The 17292-nt window shown below is 74.5% G+C and carries 12 protein-coding genes and 2 pseudogenes; 3 read left to right on the plus strand and 11 right to left on the minus strand.

What is annotated here, in order from left to right:
• Positions 1-211: 211 nt before the first annotated feature.
• From BS73_RS35315 to BS73_RS31585, 3 genes are all read right to left on the minus strand, one after another.
• A complete protein-coding gene (locus tag BS73_RS35315; RefSeq protein WP_152617795.1) occupies positions 212-1519 on the minus strand; it encodes a M14 family metallopeptidase in 1308 nt (435 codons plus the stop codon).
• On the minus strand, positions 1516-3063 hold the full coding sequence (locus BS73_RS31580) for a phytoene desaturase family protein (RefSeq protein ID WP_084704501.1): 1548 nt from the start codon (positions 3061-3063) through the stop codon (positions 1516-1518). The genes BS73_RS35315 and BS73_RS31580 overlap by 4 nt, the downstream gene beginning before the upstream one ends.
• Positions 3064-3450: 387 nt before the next feature.
• Positions 3451-3951, minus strand: coding sequence for an Lrp/AsnC family transcriptional regulator (locus BS73_RS31585; protein ID WP_037577785.1), 501 nt, complete (start codon positions 3949-3951; stop codon positions 3451-3453).
• 122 nt (positions 3952-4073) lie between these two features.
• On the opposite strand from BS73_RS31585, the gene BS73_RS31590 reads away from it, so the two are divergent.
• Positions 4074-6449, plus strand: coding sequence for a transketolase-like TK C-terminal-containing protein (locus tag BS73_RS31590; RefSeq protein WP_407675153.1), 2376 nt, complete (start codon positions 4074-4076; stop codon positions 6447-6449).
• 140 nt (positions 6450-6589) lie between these two features.
• Entirely contained in the window at positions 6590-7795 is a 1206-nt protein-coding gene (locus BS73_RS31595; RefSeq protein ID WP_037577788.1) for a metal-dependent hydrolase family protein, read from the plus strand.
• A gap of 120 nt (positions 7796-7915) precedes the next feature.
• Here BS73_RS31595 and BS73_RS31600 read toward each other — a convergent pair whose 3' ends face one another.
• The 3 genes from BS73_RS31600 to BS73_RS31610 all read right to left on the minus strand — a co-directional run bounded on the left by BS73_RS31600 (position 7916) and on the right by BS73_RS31610 (position 10492).
• Positions 7916-8704 (minus strand): ABC transporter permease, encoded by a 789-nt coding sequence (locus BS73_RS31600; RefSeq protein WP_037577789.1) that lies wholly within the window; start codon positions 8702-8704, stop codon positions 7916-7918.
• Entirely contained in the window at positions 8701-9750 is a 1050-nt protein-coding gene (locus BS73_RS31605) for an ATP-binding cassette domain-containing protein (protein WP_084704502.1), read from the minus strand. The genes BS73_RS31600 and BS73_RS31605 overlap by 4 nt, the downstream gene beginning before the upstream one ends.
• 61 nt (positions 9751-9811) lie before the next feature.
• Positions 9812-10492, minus strand: a complete 681-nt coding sequence (locus tag BS73_RS31610; protein WP_037577790.1) for a DUF4097 family beta strand repeat-containing protein — start codon at positions 10490-10492, stop codon at positions 9812-9814.
• Positions 10493-10767: 275 nt separating this feature from the next.
• On the opposite strand from BS73_RS31610, the gene BS73_RS31615 reads away from it, so the two are divergent.
• The gene (locus tag BS73_RS31615) at positions 10768-11862 is read left to right on the plus strand and encodes an NAD(P)/FAD-dependent oxidoreductase (protein ID WP_037577791.1); all 1095 of its coding nucleotides are present in this window, start codon (positions 10768-10770) and stop codon (positions 11860-11862) included.
• A gap of 130 nt (positions 11863-11992) precedes the next feature.
• Here the strand turns inward: BS73_RS31615 and BS73_RS31620 are convergent.
• From BS73_RS31620 to BS73_RS31640, 5 genes and pseudogenes are all read right to left on the minus strand, one after another.
• A pseudogene (locus BS73_RS31620) lies at positions 11993-12765 on the minus strand (methyltransferase domain-containing protein).
• 7 nt (positions 12766-12772) lie between these two features.
• A complete protein-coding gene (locus BS73_RS31625; RefSeq protein ID WP_084704503.1) occupies positions 12773-14128 on the minus strand; it encodes an RNA polymerase sigma factor in 1356 nt (451 codons plus the stop codon).
• A 45-nt stretch (positions 14129-14173) separates the two neighbouring features.
• Positions 14174-14536 (minus strand): YciI family protein, encoded by a 363-nt coding sequence (locus BS73_RS31630; RefSeq protein ID WP_037577792.1) that lies wholly within the window; start codon positions 14534-14536, stop codon positions 14174-14176.
• A gap of 91 nt (positions 14537-14627) precedes the next feature.
• Positions 14628-16127 carry an MFS transporter gene (locus tag BS73_RS31635; protein WP_084704504.1) on the minus strand — a complete coding sequence of 500 codons (1500 nt, stop codon included), beginning with the start codon at positions 16125-16127 and terminating at the stop codon, positions 14628-14630.
• A 95-nt stretch (positions 16128-16222) separates the two neighbouring features.
• Positions 16223-17240, minus strand: a pseudogene (locus tag BS73_RS31640) (RNA polymerase subunit sigma-70).
• Between the last annotated feature and the right edge of the window lie 52 nt (positions 17241-17292).

The following is a 17292-nucleotide window of genomic DNA, read 5'->3' on the forward strand; positions in this document are numbered from 1 at the left end:
CCTCTGCTGTGCACGAGGTGGCGTTAGGCCTCCGATGTTTCTCGCGTTGTTGATGGTTCGTCAACAGTGGGTGAGCACAGGGGAATTCAGGCCACGGAAATTCGGTGGACAGGGTGTCGCGAGGCGCCCGTGCAAGTTACTCTGTTCATTGAAGGGCCCGTCGTTTCCCCCGTACGACGGGCCCTTCCCTTGTCTTCTGAGGCGCCGGCGCTCAGCGCGCGTGGTCCAGGGCGAGGAGCAGCGCGGCCAGCTGGGTCCGGATCAGGTCGCGGATCGGCGTCGGCCGCACTCCCAGCTCGGCGGCGAACTCGGCGGAGAGCGCGGGAAGCAGCGCCCGCAGTCCCGGCGCGACCGGCAGGGGGGAGCGCAGTCGCATCCCGAGCGCCCGCAGCGGCAGCCGGTACGCCCCGGCGCGCACGCTGTTCCACACATCGGCGGCCAGCTCGGGGTCCTCAGGGCGGAGCATCCCCCGCCAGCGCTCGGTCTCGTTGCCCAGCAGGCGCAGCGTCTCCCGGACCGGCGGCAGGTACACCGGGTCCTCGGCGCCGAACGGGGCCTCCGGCCCGGCGGCCCGCAGCTGCGCGCTCCGGCGGTCCGCGAGGTCCGCCAACTCGCCCATCCGGCGCCGCCACCGGGACTGCGGTGGGGCCGGCTCGCGGCGCATCCGCCAGAGCGGCACCTCGGCGATCACCCCGAGCGCCCCGCAGACCCGCTCGGCGTAGTGGAGGCTGCAGGCGCCGTGGCCGCGTCCGTCGCCGCCCGCGGCGGCGTTCGCCTCCGGGCCGAGGATGTAGAGCTCGTCGGCGCCCGGCAGGACGTGCACCCCCGGGGCGGGGGTGGCCCAGCCGACGCTGTCCGCGTCGTACCGGCCGAGGGAGAGGCCGAAGCGGGCCGGCAGCCGGGACAGCTCCTGCGCGAGACCGCCCTGCTGCCGGCTGAGCATGAAGAAGGAGCCGTCCAGGTCGGTGTTGTGGAGCGAGGCGACCAGCTCGGGACGGAGCCGGTCGACCGCCTCCATCACCGCCCGGGTCTCCGGCCACAGCGCCTCCCGGCCGGTCCGCGCCCCGGCCAGCGGGAAGGTCCACTCCGGCTGCTCGCACAGCCGCGGCCGGTAGAACCAGCGGTGGTAGACCTCCGGGGTCAGCGGGCGGACGCCGTACCAGCCCTCGTTGCGGCGGGCGCCGACGGCGTCCCAGCAGGCGACGACGTTCCAGGTCCAGCCCGCCCGCAGGGCCGCGGCCTGCGGGCCGGGGCCGCCGAGCAGCCGCAGCAGCTCCAGGCAACTGGCCATCCCCACCGGCTCGTTGGGGTGGGGCCCGCCCAGCAGCAGCACCTGGCGCCGACCGCTGCCGGCGCGCACCAGCTCCAGCGGCCTGCCGTCCCGGTACCGGCCCAGCGCTTCGACCCGCCCCCCGGCGCGCTCGGCCAGGCTCCGCGCCTGGGCCAGCACTTCGTCCACCCCCGGGAAGCCCGGGAAGTCCCGTACGGGATCGAGCGTGCCTGCTTCTCCACTCGTCACCCTCCGGTCATACCCGCCTCGGGCCGCCGCCGGAACCGGAGCGGCGGCAACTGCCGGGCCGACGGCCGGCCGGGCGTCTCCGGCGAGCGCTCCCCGCAGGCGCGGAGCGCGGCCCTGGCCGCCAGATAGCCGGCCATGCCATGGACGCCGGGGCCGGGCGGCGTGGAGGCGGAGCAGAGGAAGACCCCGGGCAGCGGGGTGGCGTACGGATTCCAGCGGGCGACCGGGCGCAGCAGCGTCTGCCGGATCGTCACCGCCCCGGCGCCGATGTCCCCGCCGACGTAGTTGGGGTTGTACGCCTCCAGCGCGCGCGCCGGCACCGAGCGGGCGGCGACGATGGTGTCCCGGAACCCCGGGGCGTGCTCCTCGATCCGCCTGATGATCTCCTCCTGGGCGTCCTCCGGCCGCCCCTGCGGGACGTGGGCGTAGGCCCAGAGCGGGTAGCGGCCGCCGACCGCCCGCCCGGGGTCGGTGTTGGCCGGCTCGGTGACCAGGATGAACGGGCGGGCGGTGGCCAGCCCGCGGGAGGTCTCCGACTCCGCCCGGTAGAGCTCCTCGCGGGTGCCGCCGAGGTGGACGGTGCCGGCGATCCGCAGCTCGGGATCGCGCCACGGCACCGGCGAGTCGAGCAGCAGGTCGGTCTTGGCCGCGCCGGGCCCGTGCCGGAAGCGGCCGAGCGCCCGGGCGTACCCGGCGGGCAGCCGGCCGCGGCTGATCCGCAGGAACTCGCGCGGGCCGAGGTCGGCCAGGACCAGCCGGTCGGAGTCGAGTTCGGCCAGGTCGTCGATCCGCCGGCCGGTCACCACCCGCCCGCCGTGCGCCTCCAGGTCGGCGATCAGCGCGTCCGCCAGGGACTGGCTGCCGCCGGCCGGCAGCGGCCAGCCGCCCGCGTGGGCGAGATGGCCGAGGAGGAGCCCGGTGGCCGCGCCGGTCAGGCTGGGCAGCGGCCCGACGGAGTGCGCCGCCACACCGGCCAGCATCGCGGCGGCCTGCGGGGTGCGCAGCCCCCGCTCGGCGGTCAGCCGCAGGGCGAGCAGCAGCGGGGCGACCGGATCGCGCGGCGGGGTGCGGAAGTCGGAGAGCATCAGCCGGACCACCTCCTCGCTGTGCGCCCGCAGCGGGCCCATCAGCCGCCGCCAGCCGGGGCCGTCCGGGCCGAGGCCCTCGGCGGTGACCTCCAGCGAGCGCCAGGCCAGTCCGGGCGGGCGGCCGCCGGGGAGCGGATGGGCGTAGGAGAGGGCGGGGGTGAGGAGCCGCACGCCGTGCGCGGCGAGGTCGAAATGCCGGAAGAAGGGCGAGGCGGCGGCCATCGGATGGACCGCGGCGCAGATGTCGTGCCGTACGCCGGACTCGAAGAGGTCGACGGAGCGCAGCCCGCCGCCGGGGGTGTCGGCCGCCTCGTGGACGGTGACCCGCAGCCCGGCCCGGGCCAGGGTGACCGCGGCGGCCAGCCCGTTCGGCCCGCTGCCGATCACGCTCGCCGTGCCCGAGTCGGATGACCGTTTCGCTGACCGCCCCGTCGCGCGCCCCGAGTTCACCACCATGGTCCCGGACCCTAGCGCTCCGCAACGACAATCGGGCGTACGGGCGCGGACCGGCCCGGACACCGGGGCCGGAGCGGAGGTCAGGACAGGCCGAGGCCCCCGGAGCGGGGGACCGCTCCGGGGGCCTCGGCAGGGCATCCGTCAGACGAGCACGCCGATCAGGTGGAGGAGCCCGGCCAGCGCGTCGGTGAGGAAGTTCATCTCGGTCACTCGTTTCTCTGCTTGCTCTTACTGGGACAGTTCGCGCCACGCGGTCTGCAGCCCGTCTCTGGCACACCGTCAGCATCACGTGTCACGTTCACCCGTGGGCGGGATATCGATGGGGTGCATTCGTTCGCGTGAACACCCGATCGTTTGTACGGAGAGCAATCAGAAGTTGACGCAACGTCAACCCGACGCCGAAATCGCCCGCAGCAGGGGGTCCACCCGGTAGGGCACCAGTTCGCGCATGGCCAGCGCGGTCGAGGTCCGCTCGACACCGGGGACGGCCAGGATCCGGTCCGCGATCCCGTACAGATGACCGGCGTCCTCGGCCACCACCCGGACCAGCAGGTCCCGCTCGCCGGTCAGCCCCAGCACCTCGACCACCTGCGGGATCTCCGCCAGCTCGGCCGAGACCTCGGCCAGCCGGTGCTGGTTGACCTGAGTGGTGACCACGGCCGTCAGCGGATGCCCGAGGGCCTCCGGGAGCACCCGCCGCTGGGCCCGGCCGAGAGCCCCGTCCCGCTCCAGGCGGGCCAGCCGCGCCTGCACGGTGTTCCGGGACAGGTCCAGCTTCTGGGCGAGGGAGAGCACCGTCGCCCGCGGGTCCGCGTCCAGCGCGAGGAGGATCCGCGCGTCGGTGGCGTCCACGGCGCGGCGGGGCGGTCGGCTGCTCACGGTGCTCAACTGCGGGCTCCTGTGCTCGGCTGGTATTGGGCAGACTGCTCAATCGGACAGTCGAATATTGTGCGTCGGCCCAGCTCTGTGTCTACTGAGCGGCAGAAAGAGCAGCAGGGCCGGCAATGGAGGTGGCCGCGGTGACGGTGACGGACGCGAACTCGGCGGAGTCCGGGGCGGAGCTCGGGGCGGCCCGGCTCGGCACGCTGGAGGCGATCGAGCGGCGGGTGCTGTGGCTGGCCACCGCGATCATCGACCACACCAACCGGGTCAACCCGGACCCCTCAGGCCTCAAGGTCGGCGGCCACCAGGCGTCCAGCGCCTCGATGACCACCATCGCCACCGCACTCTGGTTCCACGCCCTCGGCCCCGAGGACCGGGTCTCGGTCAAGCCGCACGCCTCACCGGTGCTGCACGCCGTCCAGTACCTCCTCGGCGACCTGGACGCCCGCTACCTCACCACCCTCCGCACCCTCGGCGGACTGCAGTCCTACCCCAGCCGCTCCAAGGACCCGGACACCGTCGACTACTCCACCGGCTCGGTCGGCATCGGCGCTACCGCCCCGCTGTGGGGCGCCATCGCCCGCCGCTACGTGGACGGCCGCTTCGGCACCGGCCCGGCGGCGGGCGCCGGCACCGGCCGCCAGTACTCGCTGCTCGGCGACGCCGAACTGGACGAGGGCGCGATCTGGGAGGCGCTCCAGGACCCGATGGTCGCCGGGCTCGGCGAGGCCGTCTGGATCGTCGACCTCAACCGCCAGTCCCTGGACCGGGTGGTGCCGGCGATGGCCGGCGAGCGGCTGCACGGCATGTTCCGGGCGGCCGGCTGGCAGGTGCTCACCGTCAAGTACGGCCGGCTCCTCGAGGAGCTGTTCGCTCGGCCGGACGGCGGGCCGGAACTCCGCGCCCGGATCGAGACCATGGGCAACCCGGAGTACCAGCGGCTGCTCCGCTGCACCCCGGCCGAGCTGCGCAGGCGGCTGCCCGGCACCGGCTCCACCGCGGCCCCGATCGGCCGGCTGCTGGACGGCCTGGACGACGCCGTGCTGCCCGCCGCCCTGCGCAACCTCGGCGGCCACGACCTGGGCGCCCTGCTGGCCGCCTTCGACGCCGTCGACGACACCCGCCCGACGGTGATCCTCGCCTACACCGTCAAGGGCCGCGGCCTGCCCACCGAGGGCCACCCGCAGAACCACTCCTCGCTGCTGACGGGCGATCAGATCGCCGCCCTCGCCGCCGACCTGGGCGTCGACCCGGCAGACCCGTGGGCCGCCTTCCCGGCCGGCAGCCCGGAGGCCGGGCTCTGCGCGGCCGCCGCCGAACGCCTCCGCCGCCCGCGGCGCGAGTACACCGCCCCGCCGCCGGTCCCCACCGACTTCGGCCGCACCCCGACCGGCACCGCCACCACCCAGCAGGCCCTCGGCCGGGCCCTTCTCGACCTCACCCGGCAGGCCCCGGAGGCGGCCGCCCGGGTGGTCACGGTCAGCCCGGACGTCAGCTCCTCCACCAACCTCGGCGGCTGGCTCAACAAGGTCGGGGTGTGGTCCCCGAACGAGCGGCCGGACTGGTTCGCGGACGACGCCGAGACCATCCTCCACTGGCGGGAGGAGCCCACCGGCCAGCACATCGAGCTGGGGATCGCGGAGACCAACCTGGTCGGCCTCCTCGGCGAGCTCGGCGCCACCTGGTCCCGCTGGGGGCAGCCGCTGCTGCCGGTCGGCGTGGTCTACGACCCGTTCGTCAACCGGGCGCTGGAGCCGTGGTCCTTCGGCGTCTACGCGGGCGGGCAGTCGCTGCTGGTCGGCACGCCGGCCGGGGTGACCCTGGCCCCCGAGGGCGGCGCCCACCAGTCCGTCACCACCCCCTCGCTGGGCATCGAGCAGCCCGGCGTCACCGCCTGGGAGCCCGCCTTCGCGCTGGACGCCGAATGGTGCCTGCTGGCGGCCCTGGGCCTGCTCGGCCGGCCGGACGGCGGCTCGGCGTACGTCCGCCTCTCCACCCGGCCGGTGGCCCAGGGCCTGGCCGGGGTGCCGGCCGACCCGGCGGCGCGGGAGCGCCGGCGCCGGCAGGTGGTGGCGGGCGCCTACCCGCTGCGCCGGGCCGCCGGGGTCGACCGGCCGGACGTCACCATCGCCGTGATGGGCGCGCCCACCACGGAGGCGCTGGAGGCCGCCGACCGGCTCACCGCCCTCGGCCACCCGGCCGACGTGGTCTGCGTGACCAGTCCCGACCTCCTCTTCCGCGCCCAACGGGCCCGCCGCGGCCTCGCCGACGCCCCCGACTGGATCCTCGACCAGGCCTTCCCCGCCGACCGGGCGGCCCCCATGGTCACCCTCCTCGACGGCCACCCCCACACCCTGGCCTTCCTCCCGACGATCCACCGGGTCCCCGGCGCCAACCTCGGTGTCACCGACTTCGGCCAGTCCGGCCGCCTGGCCGAGGTCTACCGCAAGCACGGCCTGGACGCCGACACCGTGGTCGGCACCGCGCTCGACCTGGTGGAGTGACCCTCCGGAAGCGCGATCCAGCTGATCCCCCTCACCCCTCCTCAGCTGTGCGGATGCCGGGTGCGCCCTTCCGCAAGATCGGGAGTTGGGGCAGGATCGGGCGGTAGGCGCGGAACTGTCCGACGGAGGGTGAGACGGGCGTGACCAGGACTCTGCTCAGCGGCGGCCAGGTGTTCGACGGAACCGGCGCCGAGGTCGCCGACGGCGATGTGGTCGTCGAGGACGGCCGGATCGTCGACATCGGCACCGGCCTCGACGGCGACGAGCGGGTGGACGTCTCCGGTCTGACCGTGCTGCCCGGCCTGATCGACTGCCACGTCCACGTCACCGTCTCCGGCGTCCTCGGCGACAAGGGCCTCCATCTCCCGTACTCCTACGGCTACTTCGAGGCCGTCCGGAACCTCGCGGCCACCCTCGACTGCGGGGTCACCACCGTTCGCGACGCGGGCGGCGCCGACCTCGGCGTCCGCCGCGCGGTCGAGGACGGCCTGATCGAGGGGCCCCGGCTGCGGATCGCCATCACCATCCTCAGCCAGACCGGCGGCCACGCCGACGGCTGGCTGCCCTCCGGGGCCTGCGCCCCGCTGGTCCCCGCCCACGAGGGCCGCCCGGACGGCGTGGTCGACGGGCCGGAGGAGATGCGCAAGCGCGCCCGCGAGATCATCCGGGCGGGAGCCGACGTCCTGAAGGTCTGCACCTCCGGCGGCGTCCTCTCGCCGCGCGACGATCCCCGCCACGCCCACTTCCGCGCCGACGAGTTGGACGCCCTGGTCGCCGAGGCGACCGCGGCCGGACTGCCGGTGATGGCGCACGCCCAGGCCACCGACGGGATCAAGAACGCCGTCCGGGCCGGCATCCGCTCCATCGAGCACGGCATCTTCCTCGACGACGAGGCCATCGACATGATGCTGGCCGCCGGCACCTGGCTGGTGCCGACCCTGGTCGCCCCGGCGGCGGTGCTGGAGGCCGTCGCGGCCGGCGTGGAACTGCCGGAGAGCGTGGTGGTCAAGGCCCGCGAGGTGATCGACGTCCACCGGGAGTCCTTCACGCGGGCGGTGGCCGCGGGTGTGCGGATCGCGATGGGCACCGACTCCGGGGTCGGCCCGCACGGGCGCAACCTGGAGGAGCTGGCGCTGATGGCGGCCGGCGGGATGAAGCCGCCGGCGGTGCTGGCCGCCGCCACCTCCTCGGCGGCCGAACTCCTCGGCGTCGCCGACTCGGTGGGCACCCTCACCCCGGGCCGGCGGGCCGACCTCCTGCTGGTCTCCGGCGACCCGTACGACTTCACCGACCTGCGGTCCCGGGTGCACTCCGTCTACCAGGACGGGCGCCGGGTGCGGGGCTGAGTGCCCGCGGTCGAGCGGCTGCGGTCGAGTGGACAACGGCCAGGGCCGCCGGACCTGTTGCGGTCCGGCGGCCCTGACCTCCCGTTCCTCAGGCCTTCAGGCCTTCAGGCCTTCAGGCCTTCAGGCCTTCAGGCCTTGAGGCTTGTTGAAGGTGCTCCGCGCCCACAGGTAGGACACCGCGCCGATGCCGAGGCACCAGGCGAGGGCGATCACGCCGTTGTTCCCGATCGCGCCGCCGAGGAGCAGTCCGCGGACGGTCTCCATGATCGGCGTGAACGGCTGGTACTCGGCGAACCAGCGCAGGCCGGCCGGCATCGAGCCGGTGGGCACGAACCCGCTGCCTAGGAAGGGCAGCAGCACCAGCGGCATCGGCGCGTTGCCGGCCGCCTCGGGGGTCGAGGCCCGCAGGCCGAGGGCGACCGACAGCCAGGTGACGGCCAGGACGAAGAGGGCGAGCAGTCCGATCGCGGCCAGCCACTCCACGAAGCCGGCGTTCGGCCGGAAGCCGACGGCCAGGGCAATCCCGATCAGCACGGCCATCCCGAGGAGCTGCTGGACGACGCTGCCGACGACGTGCCCGGTGAGCACCGAGGCCCGGGAGATCCGCATGGTCCGGAAGCGGGCGATGATGCCCTCGGTCATGTCGGTGGCCACCATCACGGCGGTCCCGGTCGCGGCGATGGCCGCCGACATCATCAGGATGCCGGGGAGCACGTAGTTCACATAGCCGGCGCGGCCGCCGCCCAGTCCGGCACCGAGGGTGCCGCCCAGCACGTAGACGAAGAGGAGCAGCATGACGACCGGGGTGATGACCAGCTGCACGGTCATCGACGGATACCGCAGCAGGCGCTTCAGCTGGCGCCGGACCATGGTGTGGGAATCGCGGACGGCGAGGGCGAGGGTGCTCATCGGACGGTCTCCTTCTGCTGCTGGTTCTGCTGGTCCTGGTGGTCTTGCCGGCCCTCCTGGCCCTGCTCGTGCTGCGGGCCGGTGAGGGTGAGGAAGACGTCGTCGAGGTCGGGGGTGTGCACGCTCATCCCGGTGACCTCGACCGCGTGCTCGTCCAGCAGGGCGAGCAGTTCGCGGACGGCCCGGACACTGCCGTCGCTCGGCACCTGGAGGGTGAGCGCCTCCAGGTCGGCACTGGCCGTCCCGAGCAGGCCGCGGGCGACCGCCAGCTGCTCCGGGTCGGTGAAGCCGAACTCGATGTGGCCTCCGGGGATCAGGCGCTTGAGCTCTTCCGCGGTGCCCTCGGCGATCAGCCGCCCCTGGTCCAGCAGGGCGATGCGGCCGGCGAGTTCGTCCGCCTCCTCCAGGTACTGGGTGGTGAGGAAGATGGTCACGCCGCCGGCGACCAGCTCCCGCACCAGCTGCCACATCGAGCGGCGGCTGCGCGGGTCGAGCCCGGTGGTGGGCTCGTCCAGGAAGATCAGCCGCGGGTCGCCGACCAGGGTCATCGCCAGGTCGAGCCGGCGCTGCATGCCGCCGGAGTAGGTGCCGGCCGGTTTGCGGGCCGCCTCCACCAGGTCGAAGCGGTCCAGGAGTTCGGCCGCCCGGCGCCTGCCGTCCCGGCGGGACAGGTGGTTGAGGTCGGCCATCAGGAGGAGGTTCTCCTCCCCGGTGAGCAGCTTGTCGACGGCCGAGTACTGGCCGGTGACGCCGATCGCGCCGCGCACGTCGTCGGCTCTGCGGGCCAGGTCGTGACCGGCCACTCGGGCTGTGCCGCCGTCGGGTGGGAGGAGGGTGGACAGGATCTGGACGGTGGTGGTCTTGCCTGCCCCGTTCGGGCCGAGCAGTGCGAAGACGGTGCCCTCCGGGACGGCCAGGTCGATGCCGTCCAGTACGGCCTTGTCGCCGTAGGACTTCCGCAGCCCGCTCGCCTCGACGGCCAAGTGCGCGGTGCTCGCCGGGGTGTTGGTGTGTGCCGGGTCGGTGGTGCGCGCCGGGTTCGCCATGGGTGTTTCCTCTCGCGTTCCGCCGTGTGGTCGGCGTGGTCAGGTCCGGTCCGGTGGAGGGTCAGAGGCTGCGGGCGGTGATGTCGCCCTGGACGGTGGTGGCGCGGATGGTCAGGCCGGCGGCGGCGCCCTCGGTGTTCCTGAGCGAGTTGCCGATCCGGCCCTGGGAGGTGCGGGCGTCCAGCGTGGCGGAGGCCTCCGGGGCGACGGTGACGGTGATGTCGCCCTGCTGGGTGCTCAGCACCAGCTCGCCGTCGACCGCCTCGCCGATCCGGATGCTGCCCTGCCGGGTGCTGAGCTCGGCGGGGCCGCCGAGCCGGCCGACCTCGATGTCCCCGCTGGCCAGCCGGATCCGGGCGGAGGCGGCCTCGGCCACCTGGACCGGGCCCTGCGCGCCCTCGACGGCGAGATCGCCGAGCCGACCGGTGCTGCGGAACTCCGCGGCGGCCGCCTTCGCCTCGACGGCGGAGCCGGCCGGGAGCCGGAGGGCGACCTCGACGGAACCGGTGTGGCTGAGGAGCCGGTTCGCGGCGGCGGGGAGGACCACCCGCAGCAGGCCGCCGGCCTCGTCGTAGCCGACCTCGGTCTGCTCGGCCGACTTCACGTCCCGGGCCCGGCCGCGGTCGCTGGGCCGGACCTCGACGGTGGCCGCGGACCGCTCGGCGTCGGCGGTGATCCGGATGCGGCCGGCCGGGACGGACAGGACGGCGGTGATCGGGGCGGTGATCTCGAACGCGTACATGCGGGGCTCCTGGTCTTCGGGTTTCTCGCCTCGGTGTTTCCGACAGAGGAAACGCTACGTTGCGTTCACAAAGCTGGCAACATTGAAGTTGCATCAGAATCCCTTAACTCCAGCTCAACGCAAGGAAATTGTTGCAATAGGCTCGAAGTTAATGCAATGTCCGCCTAATGCCTCATTGCAATAGGCTGTAGATGAACGCTTCGGCGGTGAGGCTTCTCTTGCCGAATCGGCATGAAATCTTGCCGGAGAGGCGGTGCCGGCCGCAGCTTTGCGGCATGAGCGTTTTCGAATCGAACCGAGCCGACGAGCGCACCTGGGATGTCGTGGTGGTAGGAGGCGGCGCGGCCGGCCTCACCGCCGCCCTCACCCTGGCCCGGGTGCGCCGATCGGTACTGGTGATCGACGCGGGCGAGCCCCGCAACGCCCCGGCGGCGGCAGCCGACGGGCACGGCGTCCACGGCCTCCTCGGCCGCGAGGGGATCTCGCCGCTGGCCCTGCTGCGCATCGGCCGGGAGGAGGTCGCCTCGTACGGCGGCCGGGTGGTGGAGGGGCGCGTCACCCGGATCGAGCGGTCGGGCGCCGGCGCGGACGCGGACTTCGTGGTCGACCTCGCGGCCGACGGCCCGCGCGTCCGCGCCCGGCGGATCCTGCTGGCCACCGGCCTCGTCGACGAACTGCCCCCGGTCCCCGGCCTGGCCGAGCGCTGGGGCCGTGACGTGGTGCACTGCGTCTACTGCCAGGGCTGGGAGGTCCGCGACCGGGCGATCGGCGTACTGGGCACCTTCCAGCAGGCACTGATGTTCCGCGGGCTGTCGGCCGAGGTCACCCTCTTCCGGCAGGACGGCCCCGACCTCACCGACGAGCAGTGGGAGCAACTGGCCGGCCTGGGCGTCGCCGTCGTCGACGGCGAGGTCGCCGGCCTGGCGGTCGACGAGCGGGACCGGCTGGCGGGTGTCCGCCTCGCCTCCGGGGCCGAGATCCCGATCGAGATCCTGGCGGTCGCCCCGCACTTCGCCGCCCGCACCGACCTCTTCTCCGGTCTCGGCCTCCCCGTCCGCGAACTCCCGAGGGGACTGGGCCGCCAACTCGCCGTCGACGCCTCCGGCGCCACCGGAGTCACCGGTGTCTGGGCGGCCGGCAACGCGGCCGACGCGATGGCCGGCGTGGCCGCGGCGGCGGCCTCCGGCATGGCCGCCGCCGCGGCGATCAACCTGGACCTCCTCAACGCCGAGGCCGAGGCGGCCGCCGCGTCCCGCGCGACGACTTCAGTCCCCTTCAGTGCGGCCCTGGAGGCGGAGACGGCCCGCCGCGTCCAGAGCTCCTCCGCCCACGGCCTGAGCTCCCTCCTCACCGACCCGCCTACCGGCTGACCGCCGGCGGCCGGCGAACGCGGAGAAGGCCACCCGAGACAGGAGGCGCCGGCAGTTCGGCGGCCAGGCCGATCCGGAGGGAGCTGAGGGCCCTCGCTTTCGGCTCCCTTGGGCGTCTCGCCCGCCGGCGTCAGGAAAGCCGCGGGCGTTCGGCGAGGAGGAGGGCGGCCGTGTCGCTCGGGGCCTGGTGCGGGGCAGTGAGCAGCGGGAGGACGCGGACCCGGAAGCCTGCCGCCCGCAGGGCGGTGTGGACGCCGCGGAGGCGGAAGGTGCGGTAGTACATGACGAACGGGGGGCGCCAGAGGGCGTTGCGGAGGCGCATCGCCGCGTCGAAGCCGGTCAGCTGCCAGTAGGGGAGGCTGCCGAAACGGGGGAAGCGGCCGAGTGGGAAGGCGAAGACGCCGCCCGGCCGGAGGGCGGTCAGCACCTGCCGGAAGAGCACCGGCTGCTCGCGGGGGAGGAAGTGGCCGAAGGCGCCGAAGGAGACGACCAGGTCGAAGGAGGACGGCCGGAAGGGGAGCGCCCGGGCGTCGGCCCGGACCAGGCGGGCGGCGGGTTCGGCGGCCCGCGCCCGCTCCAGCATGCCGGCACTGAAGTCCAGCCCCACCGGCGGCTCCTCGCACAGCTCGCGCACGATGCGCAGCCCGCGCCCGTCCCGCAGCACAGGTCGAGGCCGCGGGTGAAGTGCGCCCTGTCGCCGAGCGCCGAGCGGAGGGTGCGGGCGGTGGCGTCGAGCACCGCCTCCGGCGTACGGAAGGGGGTGGCGTCGAACTTCGGGGCCAGCAGGTCGTATCCGTGCTCGGTGGAGGAGAGCGCCTGCCGGGCGAGCTCGGCGAGGTTGGGCCCCTCCGAGCCGGAGCGGAAGCGGGTGCGGTCGGCGGGCGGGGCGGGGGAGTCAGACATGGCGCGGTCAGCGTACCGGCAGCGCGCGGGCGCGGCGCAGCAGGAGTTCGCGCTCCGCCGCGTTGCGGGTCAACTCCGCCGCGCGCTCGAACTCGCGACGCGCCTCCGCCGTCCGTCCCAGCCTGGCCAGCAGATCACCGCGCACCCCGGAGAGGAGGTGATAGGCCGTCAACTCCCGTGCTCCCGAGTCGCCGAGACCGTCGAGGAGGGCGAGGCCGGCCGCCGGGCCCTCCGCCATCCCCACCGCCACCGCCCGGTTGACCGCCACCACGGGCGAGGGCGCGCAGGCGTCCAGCAGCGCGTAGAGCTGAGCGATCCGCCCCCAGTCGGTCTCCTCGGCCCGTATCGCCGAGGCGTGGCAGGCGGCGATCGCGGCCTGGAGGAGGTACGGACCCGGTGGGCGCCCGCGCTCCCGGCCGGCGGCCTCGGCCGCCGCCAGCGCGGCGAAGCCCCGTCGGATCAGCAGCCGGTCCCAGCGCCCGCGGTCCTGGTCGGGGAGGAGGACCGGGGCGCCGGAGGCGTCCGCCCGGGCCGGCAGCCGGGAGGACTGGAGCTCAAGCAGCGCGGCCAGGCCCAGCACCTCGGGCTCCCCCGGCAGCAGCCCGGCCAGCACCCGGGCCAGCCGGAGGGCGTCCGCGCAGAGCCCGGGACGGGTCCAGTCCTCGCCCGAGGTGGCCGCGTACCCCTCGTTGAAGACCAGGTAGACCACCTCCAGGACGCTCTCCAGACGTTGCGTCAACTCCGCTCCGCCCGGCACCTCGTAGGGCACCTGTCTGGCGGCGAGGGTGCGCTTGGCGCGGACGATCCGCTGCGCCACGGTGGACTCCGGGACCAGGAAGGCCCGGGCGATCTCCTCCGTGGAGAGGCCGCCGATCAGCCGCAGGGTGAGGGCGACCCGGGCCTCCCGGGAGAGCACCGGGTGGCAGGCGGTGCAGATGAGGCGGAGGACGTCGTCGTCGATCGCGTCCTGGTCGAGCTCGGCCTCGACCTCCGCGTACGCGTCCGGGCCGCCGGCGGCCGGCGCCTCGGCGTCCCGGGCCAGCAGCGGCAGCTTCTCGGCGAGCCGGCGGTCCCGGCGGACCAGGTCGATCGCCCGCCGCCGGGCCACGGTGAGCAGCCAGGCGCCCGGCCGGCGCGGCACGCCGGACTCCGGCCACTGCTCCAGCGCGGCCACCAGCGCGTCCTGCGCCAGCTCCTCGGCCGTGCCGAGGTCCTGGACGATCCGCACCAGCGCGCCGACCAGCCGCGGCGCCTCTATCCGCCAGACCGCCTCGACGCTGCGCCGCGCCCCCTCGCGCGGACCGACGGGGCCGGCGCCGCTGCCGGCGCCGCCCGGCGGGGCGTGCTCCCGATGGGTCGTCATGGAAGCCATCAGAACACGTCCCACTGACAGTGGCGGGCGGGCTCCCTACGCCTCGGGCCCCGCCTCGTCCAGACGGCGCAGCTCCAGCGAGATCGTCCACTCGTCGCCGTGCACCTCCAGGAACCGGCGGCTCCACTCGACCGCCTCCTCGTGCGACTTGACCTCCATCAGCGCGTAGCCGCCGATGTACTCCTTGCCCTCGGTGTACGGGCCGTCCACGACGGTCTGCCTGCCACCGGCCAGCCGCAGCACGGTGCCCTCGGACGGCGGGCGGAGCCCCGCGGTGTCCAGCATCACCCCCGCCTTGGTGATCTCCTCCAGCAGCACCCCCATCTCCTTGATCAGCCGCTCGCTGGGGGCCTGCGGGTTGTCGTCGCCCTCAATGTGGATCATGGACAGATAGCGCATGGCGCGTTCCTCTCTCGTCACTGCTCGTCACTGTTGGTCAGTGCTCGTCAGTGCTCGTCACCGGTCTCAGGACAGGCCCGTGGAGGGCCTTTCACCGGTACGTCGAACGGCGTCGGCCGGAATCGACACCGGCCGCCGAGGTTTTTTCCGAGGCTTCCCGGCGGCCCGGGACGGCCGCCCCGGCCAGCGCCGCGGCCAGGGAGAACGCGGCCGAGACGGCGATGGCCGGAACGAAGCCCGCGCGGAAGGACCCGGGGGAGGCGTAGCCGCCGGAGGCGGTGAAGACGGCGGCCAGCACGGCCAGACCGAAGGTGCCGCCGAGCTGGCGCAGAGTGGTGAAGACCCCGGACGCCGCGCCGATCGCCCCGCGCGGCACCGCGCCGATGACGGCGTTCTGCGCGGCGGGCATCGCGAGCGAGGTGCCGCAGCCGGAGAGGACGAGGGGCGCCAGCATGGGCGCGTAGTGCGGGTGCGGGGCGTCGGCGAGGAGGGCCAGCCAGGCGAAGCCGGCGCCTTGCAGGGTGAGCCCGCCGACCAGCATCGGCCGCTCGCCCAGGCGGCTCAGCAGGCGGCCGGAGGGCGCGGCGAGGACGAAGACGGTCCCGGTCCAGGGGGCCATCCGCAGACCCGCGCCCAGGGGCCCGTAGCCCAGGGTGTTCTGGAAGAACTGCGCGATGAAGAACGCCGAGCCGACCATCGCCCCGAAGAGGAGGAAGCCGGACGCGTTGCCGGCGGAGAAGGCGCGGGAGCGGAAGTACCGCATGGGCAGCATCGGTTCGGCGGTGCGCAGCTCCCAGCCGATGAAGGCGGCGGTCAGCAGCGCGCCCCCGGCCAGCGCCCCGAGGGTCTCCGCGGCGGACCAGCCGACGGCCTCGCCCCGGACCAGGCCCCAGACGAGGCCCAGGGTGCCGGTCGCCACCAGGGCGAGCCCGACGGGATCGAACCGCTTCGCGGCCTCGCCCCGGCTCTCCGCGATCCGCAGCCGGACGAGGGGTGCCAGGGCCAGCCCGATCGGGACGTTCAACCAGAAGATCCACTGCCATTCGAGCCCCTGGGTGACCGCCCCGCCGAGCAGCGGACCGCCGAGGGTGCCCAGCCCGGTGACGCCGCTGAACAGGCCGAGCGCCCTGGCCCGGCGCTCGGGCGGGAAGAGGACTCCGAGCAGGGCCAGCGCCTGCGGCATGATCATCGCCGCCCCGGCTCCCTGCACGGCCCTCGCCGTGATCAGCAGGCCCGAGTCCGGTGCCAGTGCGCAGGCCGCGGAGGCGGCGGTGAACAGGCCGATCCCGCCGGTCAGCAGCCGCCTGCGGCCGAAGCGGTCGCCCAGCGCGGAGGCCGGCATCAGCAGGATCGCGAAGCTGAGGGTGAAGGCGTTCACCGTCCACTCCAGCTGTGCCAGTGAGGCCCCCATGTCCAGCCGGATGGTGTTCAGGGCCGTCGCCACCACCAGCATGTCCAGAACGACCATCAGCGAGGCCACCGACACCAGCGCGAGACCCCAGCGCTGCTCGGGGGTGGACCGCGCAGCCGCTCCGGCGCCGCCGGCCGTGCTCGCCGTGCCTGTTGTGCCCGCGGTATTCGTCGTGCTCACGTGAACTCCCGCTCTCCTGCCCGGCCTTCCGATCGGCCGGGGCTCACCGGTACGTACCGGCCGGCGGGCGGGGACTCATCGCGGGCCCGGCGCGCTCAGCGCAGGCGGGCCGGGAGACCGAAGGCGGCGAAGACGTCCTCGTCGCGGAAGACGTCGTTGCGGGTGATCAGCGAACCCGCGACGGTGAAGACCTGCAGGGTGTGGAGTCGATGGCCGCCGCCGTCCGGCGCGCGGAGGTACGCGGCCAGCGCGGGCTGGCCGTTGGCGCCGGTCGGCAGCATCCGCCAGTCCGTGCCGCGCGTGGTGTACACCCGGGCGATGAAGCGGGCGTAGTGCTCGCGCCCGGCGAACCAGTTCAGGAACGGCGGCATCTCCAGCACCACGTCCTCGGCGAGCAGTTTCCGCAGGGTGGTCAGGTCCGCCTTCTCGAAGGCCGTCGCATAGCGTTCGACGACGGCTCGCTCGCCGGGGTCGGCGGGCTCGCCGAGCCGTTCCTCGCTCGGCCCCGCCTCGCGCAGCCGGGCCCGTGCCCGCTGCAGCGCGCTGTTCACCGCGGGCACGGTCATCCCCAGCGCCGCCGCGACCTCCGCGGCCGGCCATTGCAGCACCTCGCGGAGGATCAGCACCGCCCGCTGCCGGGCCGGCAGGAACTGCAACGCGGCGACGAAGGCCAGCCGCAGCGATTCCCGGGCCGCCACCACCTCGGCCGGATCGAGCTGCGGCCAACCACCGGGAGGCGAACCGCCCGCCGCCGGCCCGGCCACGCGTCCGGCGCCACCGCGACCGCCCGCGACCGCCGCCGAGGCCGCCCCCGCGACCGCCTCCGGCACCGCTGCCCCAGCCGAGCCAGGCGTCCGGGATCGGCTGGAGCCACGGCACCTCCTCGCCCCGGACGAGCGGATGGTCGGGGTCCTCGTTCGGTGGTGTGCCGAGCCCGGCGGGCAGCGGGCGGCGGCTGCGCTGCTCCAGCGCGGTCAGGCAGGCGTTGGTGGCGATCCGGTGGAGCCACGTCCGCAGGCTCGCCCGGCCGGGGTCGTACCGGCCGTACGCCCGCCAGGCCCGCAGCAGGGTCTCTTGCAGCAGGTCCTCGGCGTCGTGGACGGAGCCGAGCATGCGGTAGCAGTGCGCCAGCAGCTCCCGCCGGTACGGATCGGTCCGGACCGTG

This window comes from Phaeacidiphilus oryzae TH49 (assembly GCF_000744815.1).
Taxonomy (GTDB): Bacteria; Actinomycetota; Actinomycetes; order Streptomycetales; family Streptomycetaceae; genus Phaeacidiphilus; species Phaeacidiphilus oryzae.

Bases quoted from the DNA above. Each gene is read 5' to 3' on its own strand.
- BS73_RS31630 (WP_037577792.1), bottom strand. From the start codon at position 14,536: ATGCGCTATCTGTCCATGATCCACATTGAGGGCGACGACAACCCGCAG.
- BS73_RS31605 (WP_084704502.1), bottom strand. From the start codon at position 9,750: ATGGCGAACCCGGCGCGCACCACCGACCCGGCACACACCAACACCCCG.
- BS73_RS31625 (WP_084704503.1), bottom strand. From the start codon at position 14,128: ATGACGACCCATCGGGAGCACGCCCCGCCGGGCGGCGCCGGCAGCGGC.
- BS73_RS31600 (WP_037577789.1), bottom strand. From the start codon at position 8,704: ATGAGCACCCTCGCCCTCGCCGTCCGCGATTCCCACACCATGGTCCGG.
- BS73_RS31610 (WP_037577790.1), bottom strand. From the start codon at position 10,492: ATGTACGCGTTCGAGATCACCGCCCCGATCACCGCCGTCCTGTCCGTC.
- BS73_RS31615 (WP_037577791.1), top strand. From the start codon at position 10,768: ATGAGCGTTTTCGAATCGAACCGAGCCGACGAGCGCACCTGGGATGTC.
- BS73_RS31580 (WP_084704501.1), bottom strand. From the start codon at position 3,063: ATGGTGGTGAACTCGGGGCGCGCGACGGGGCGGTCAGCGAAACGGTCA.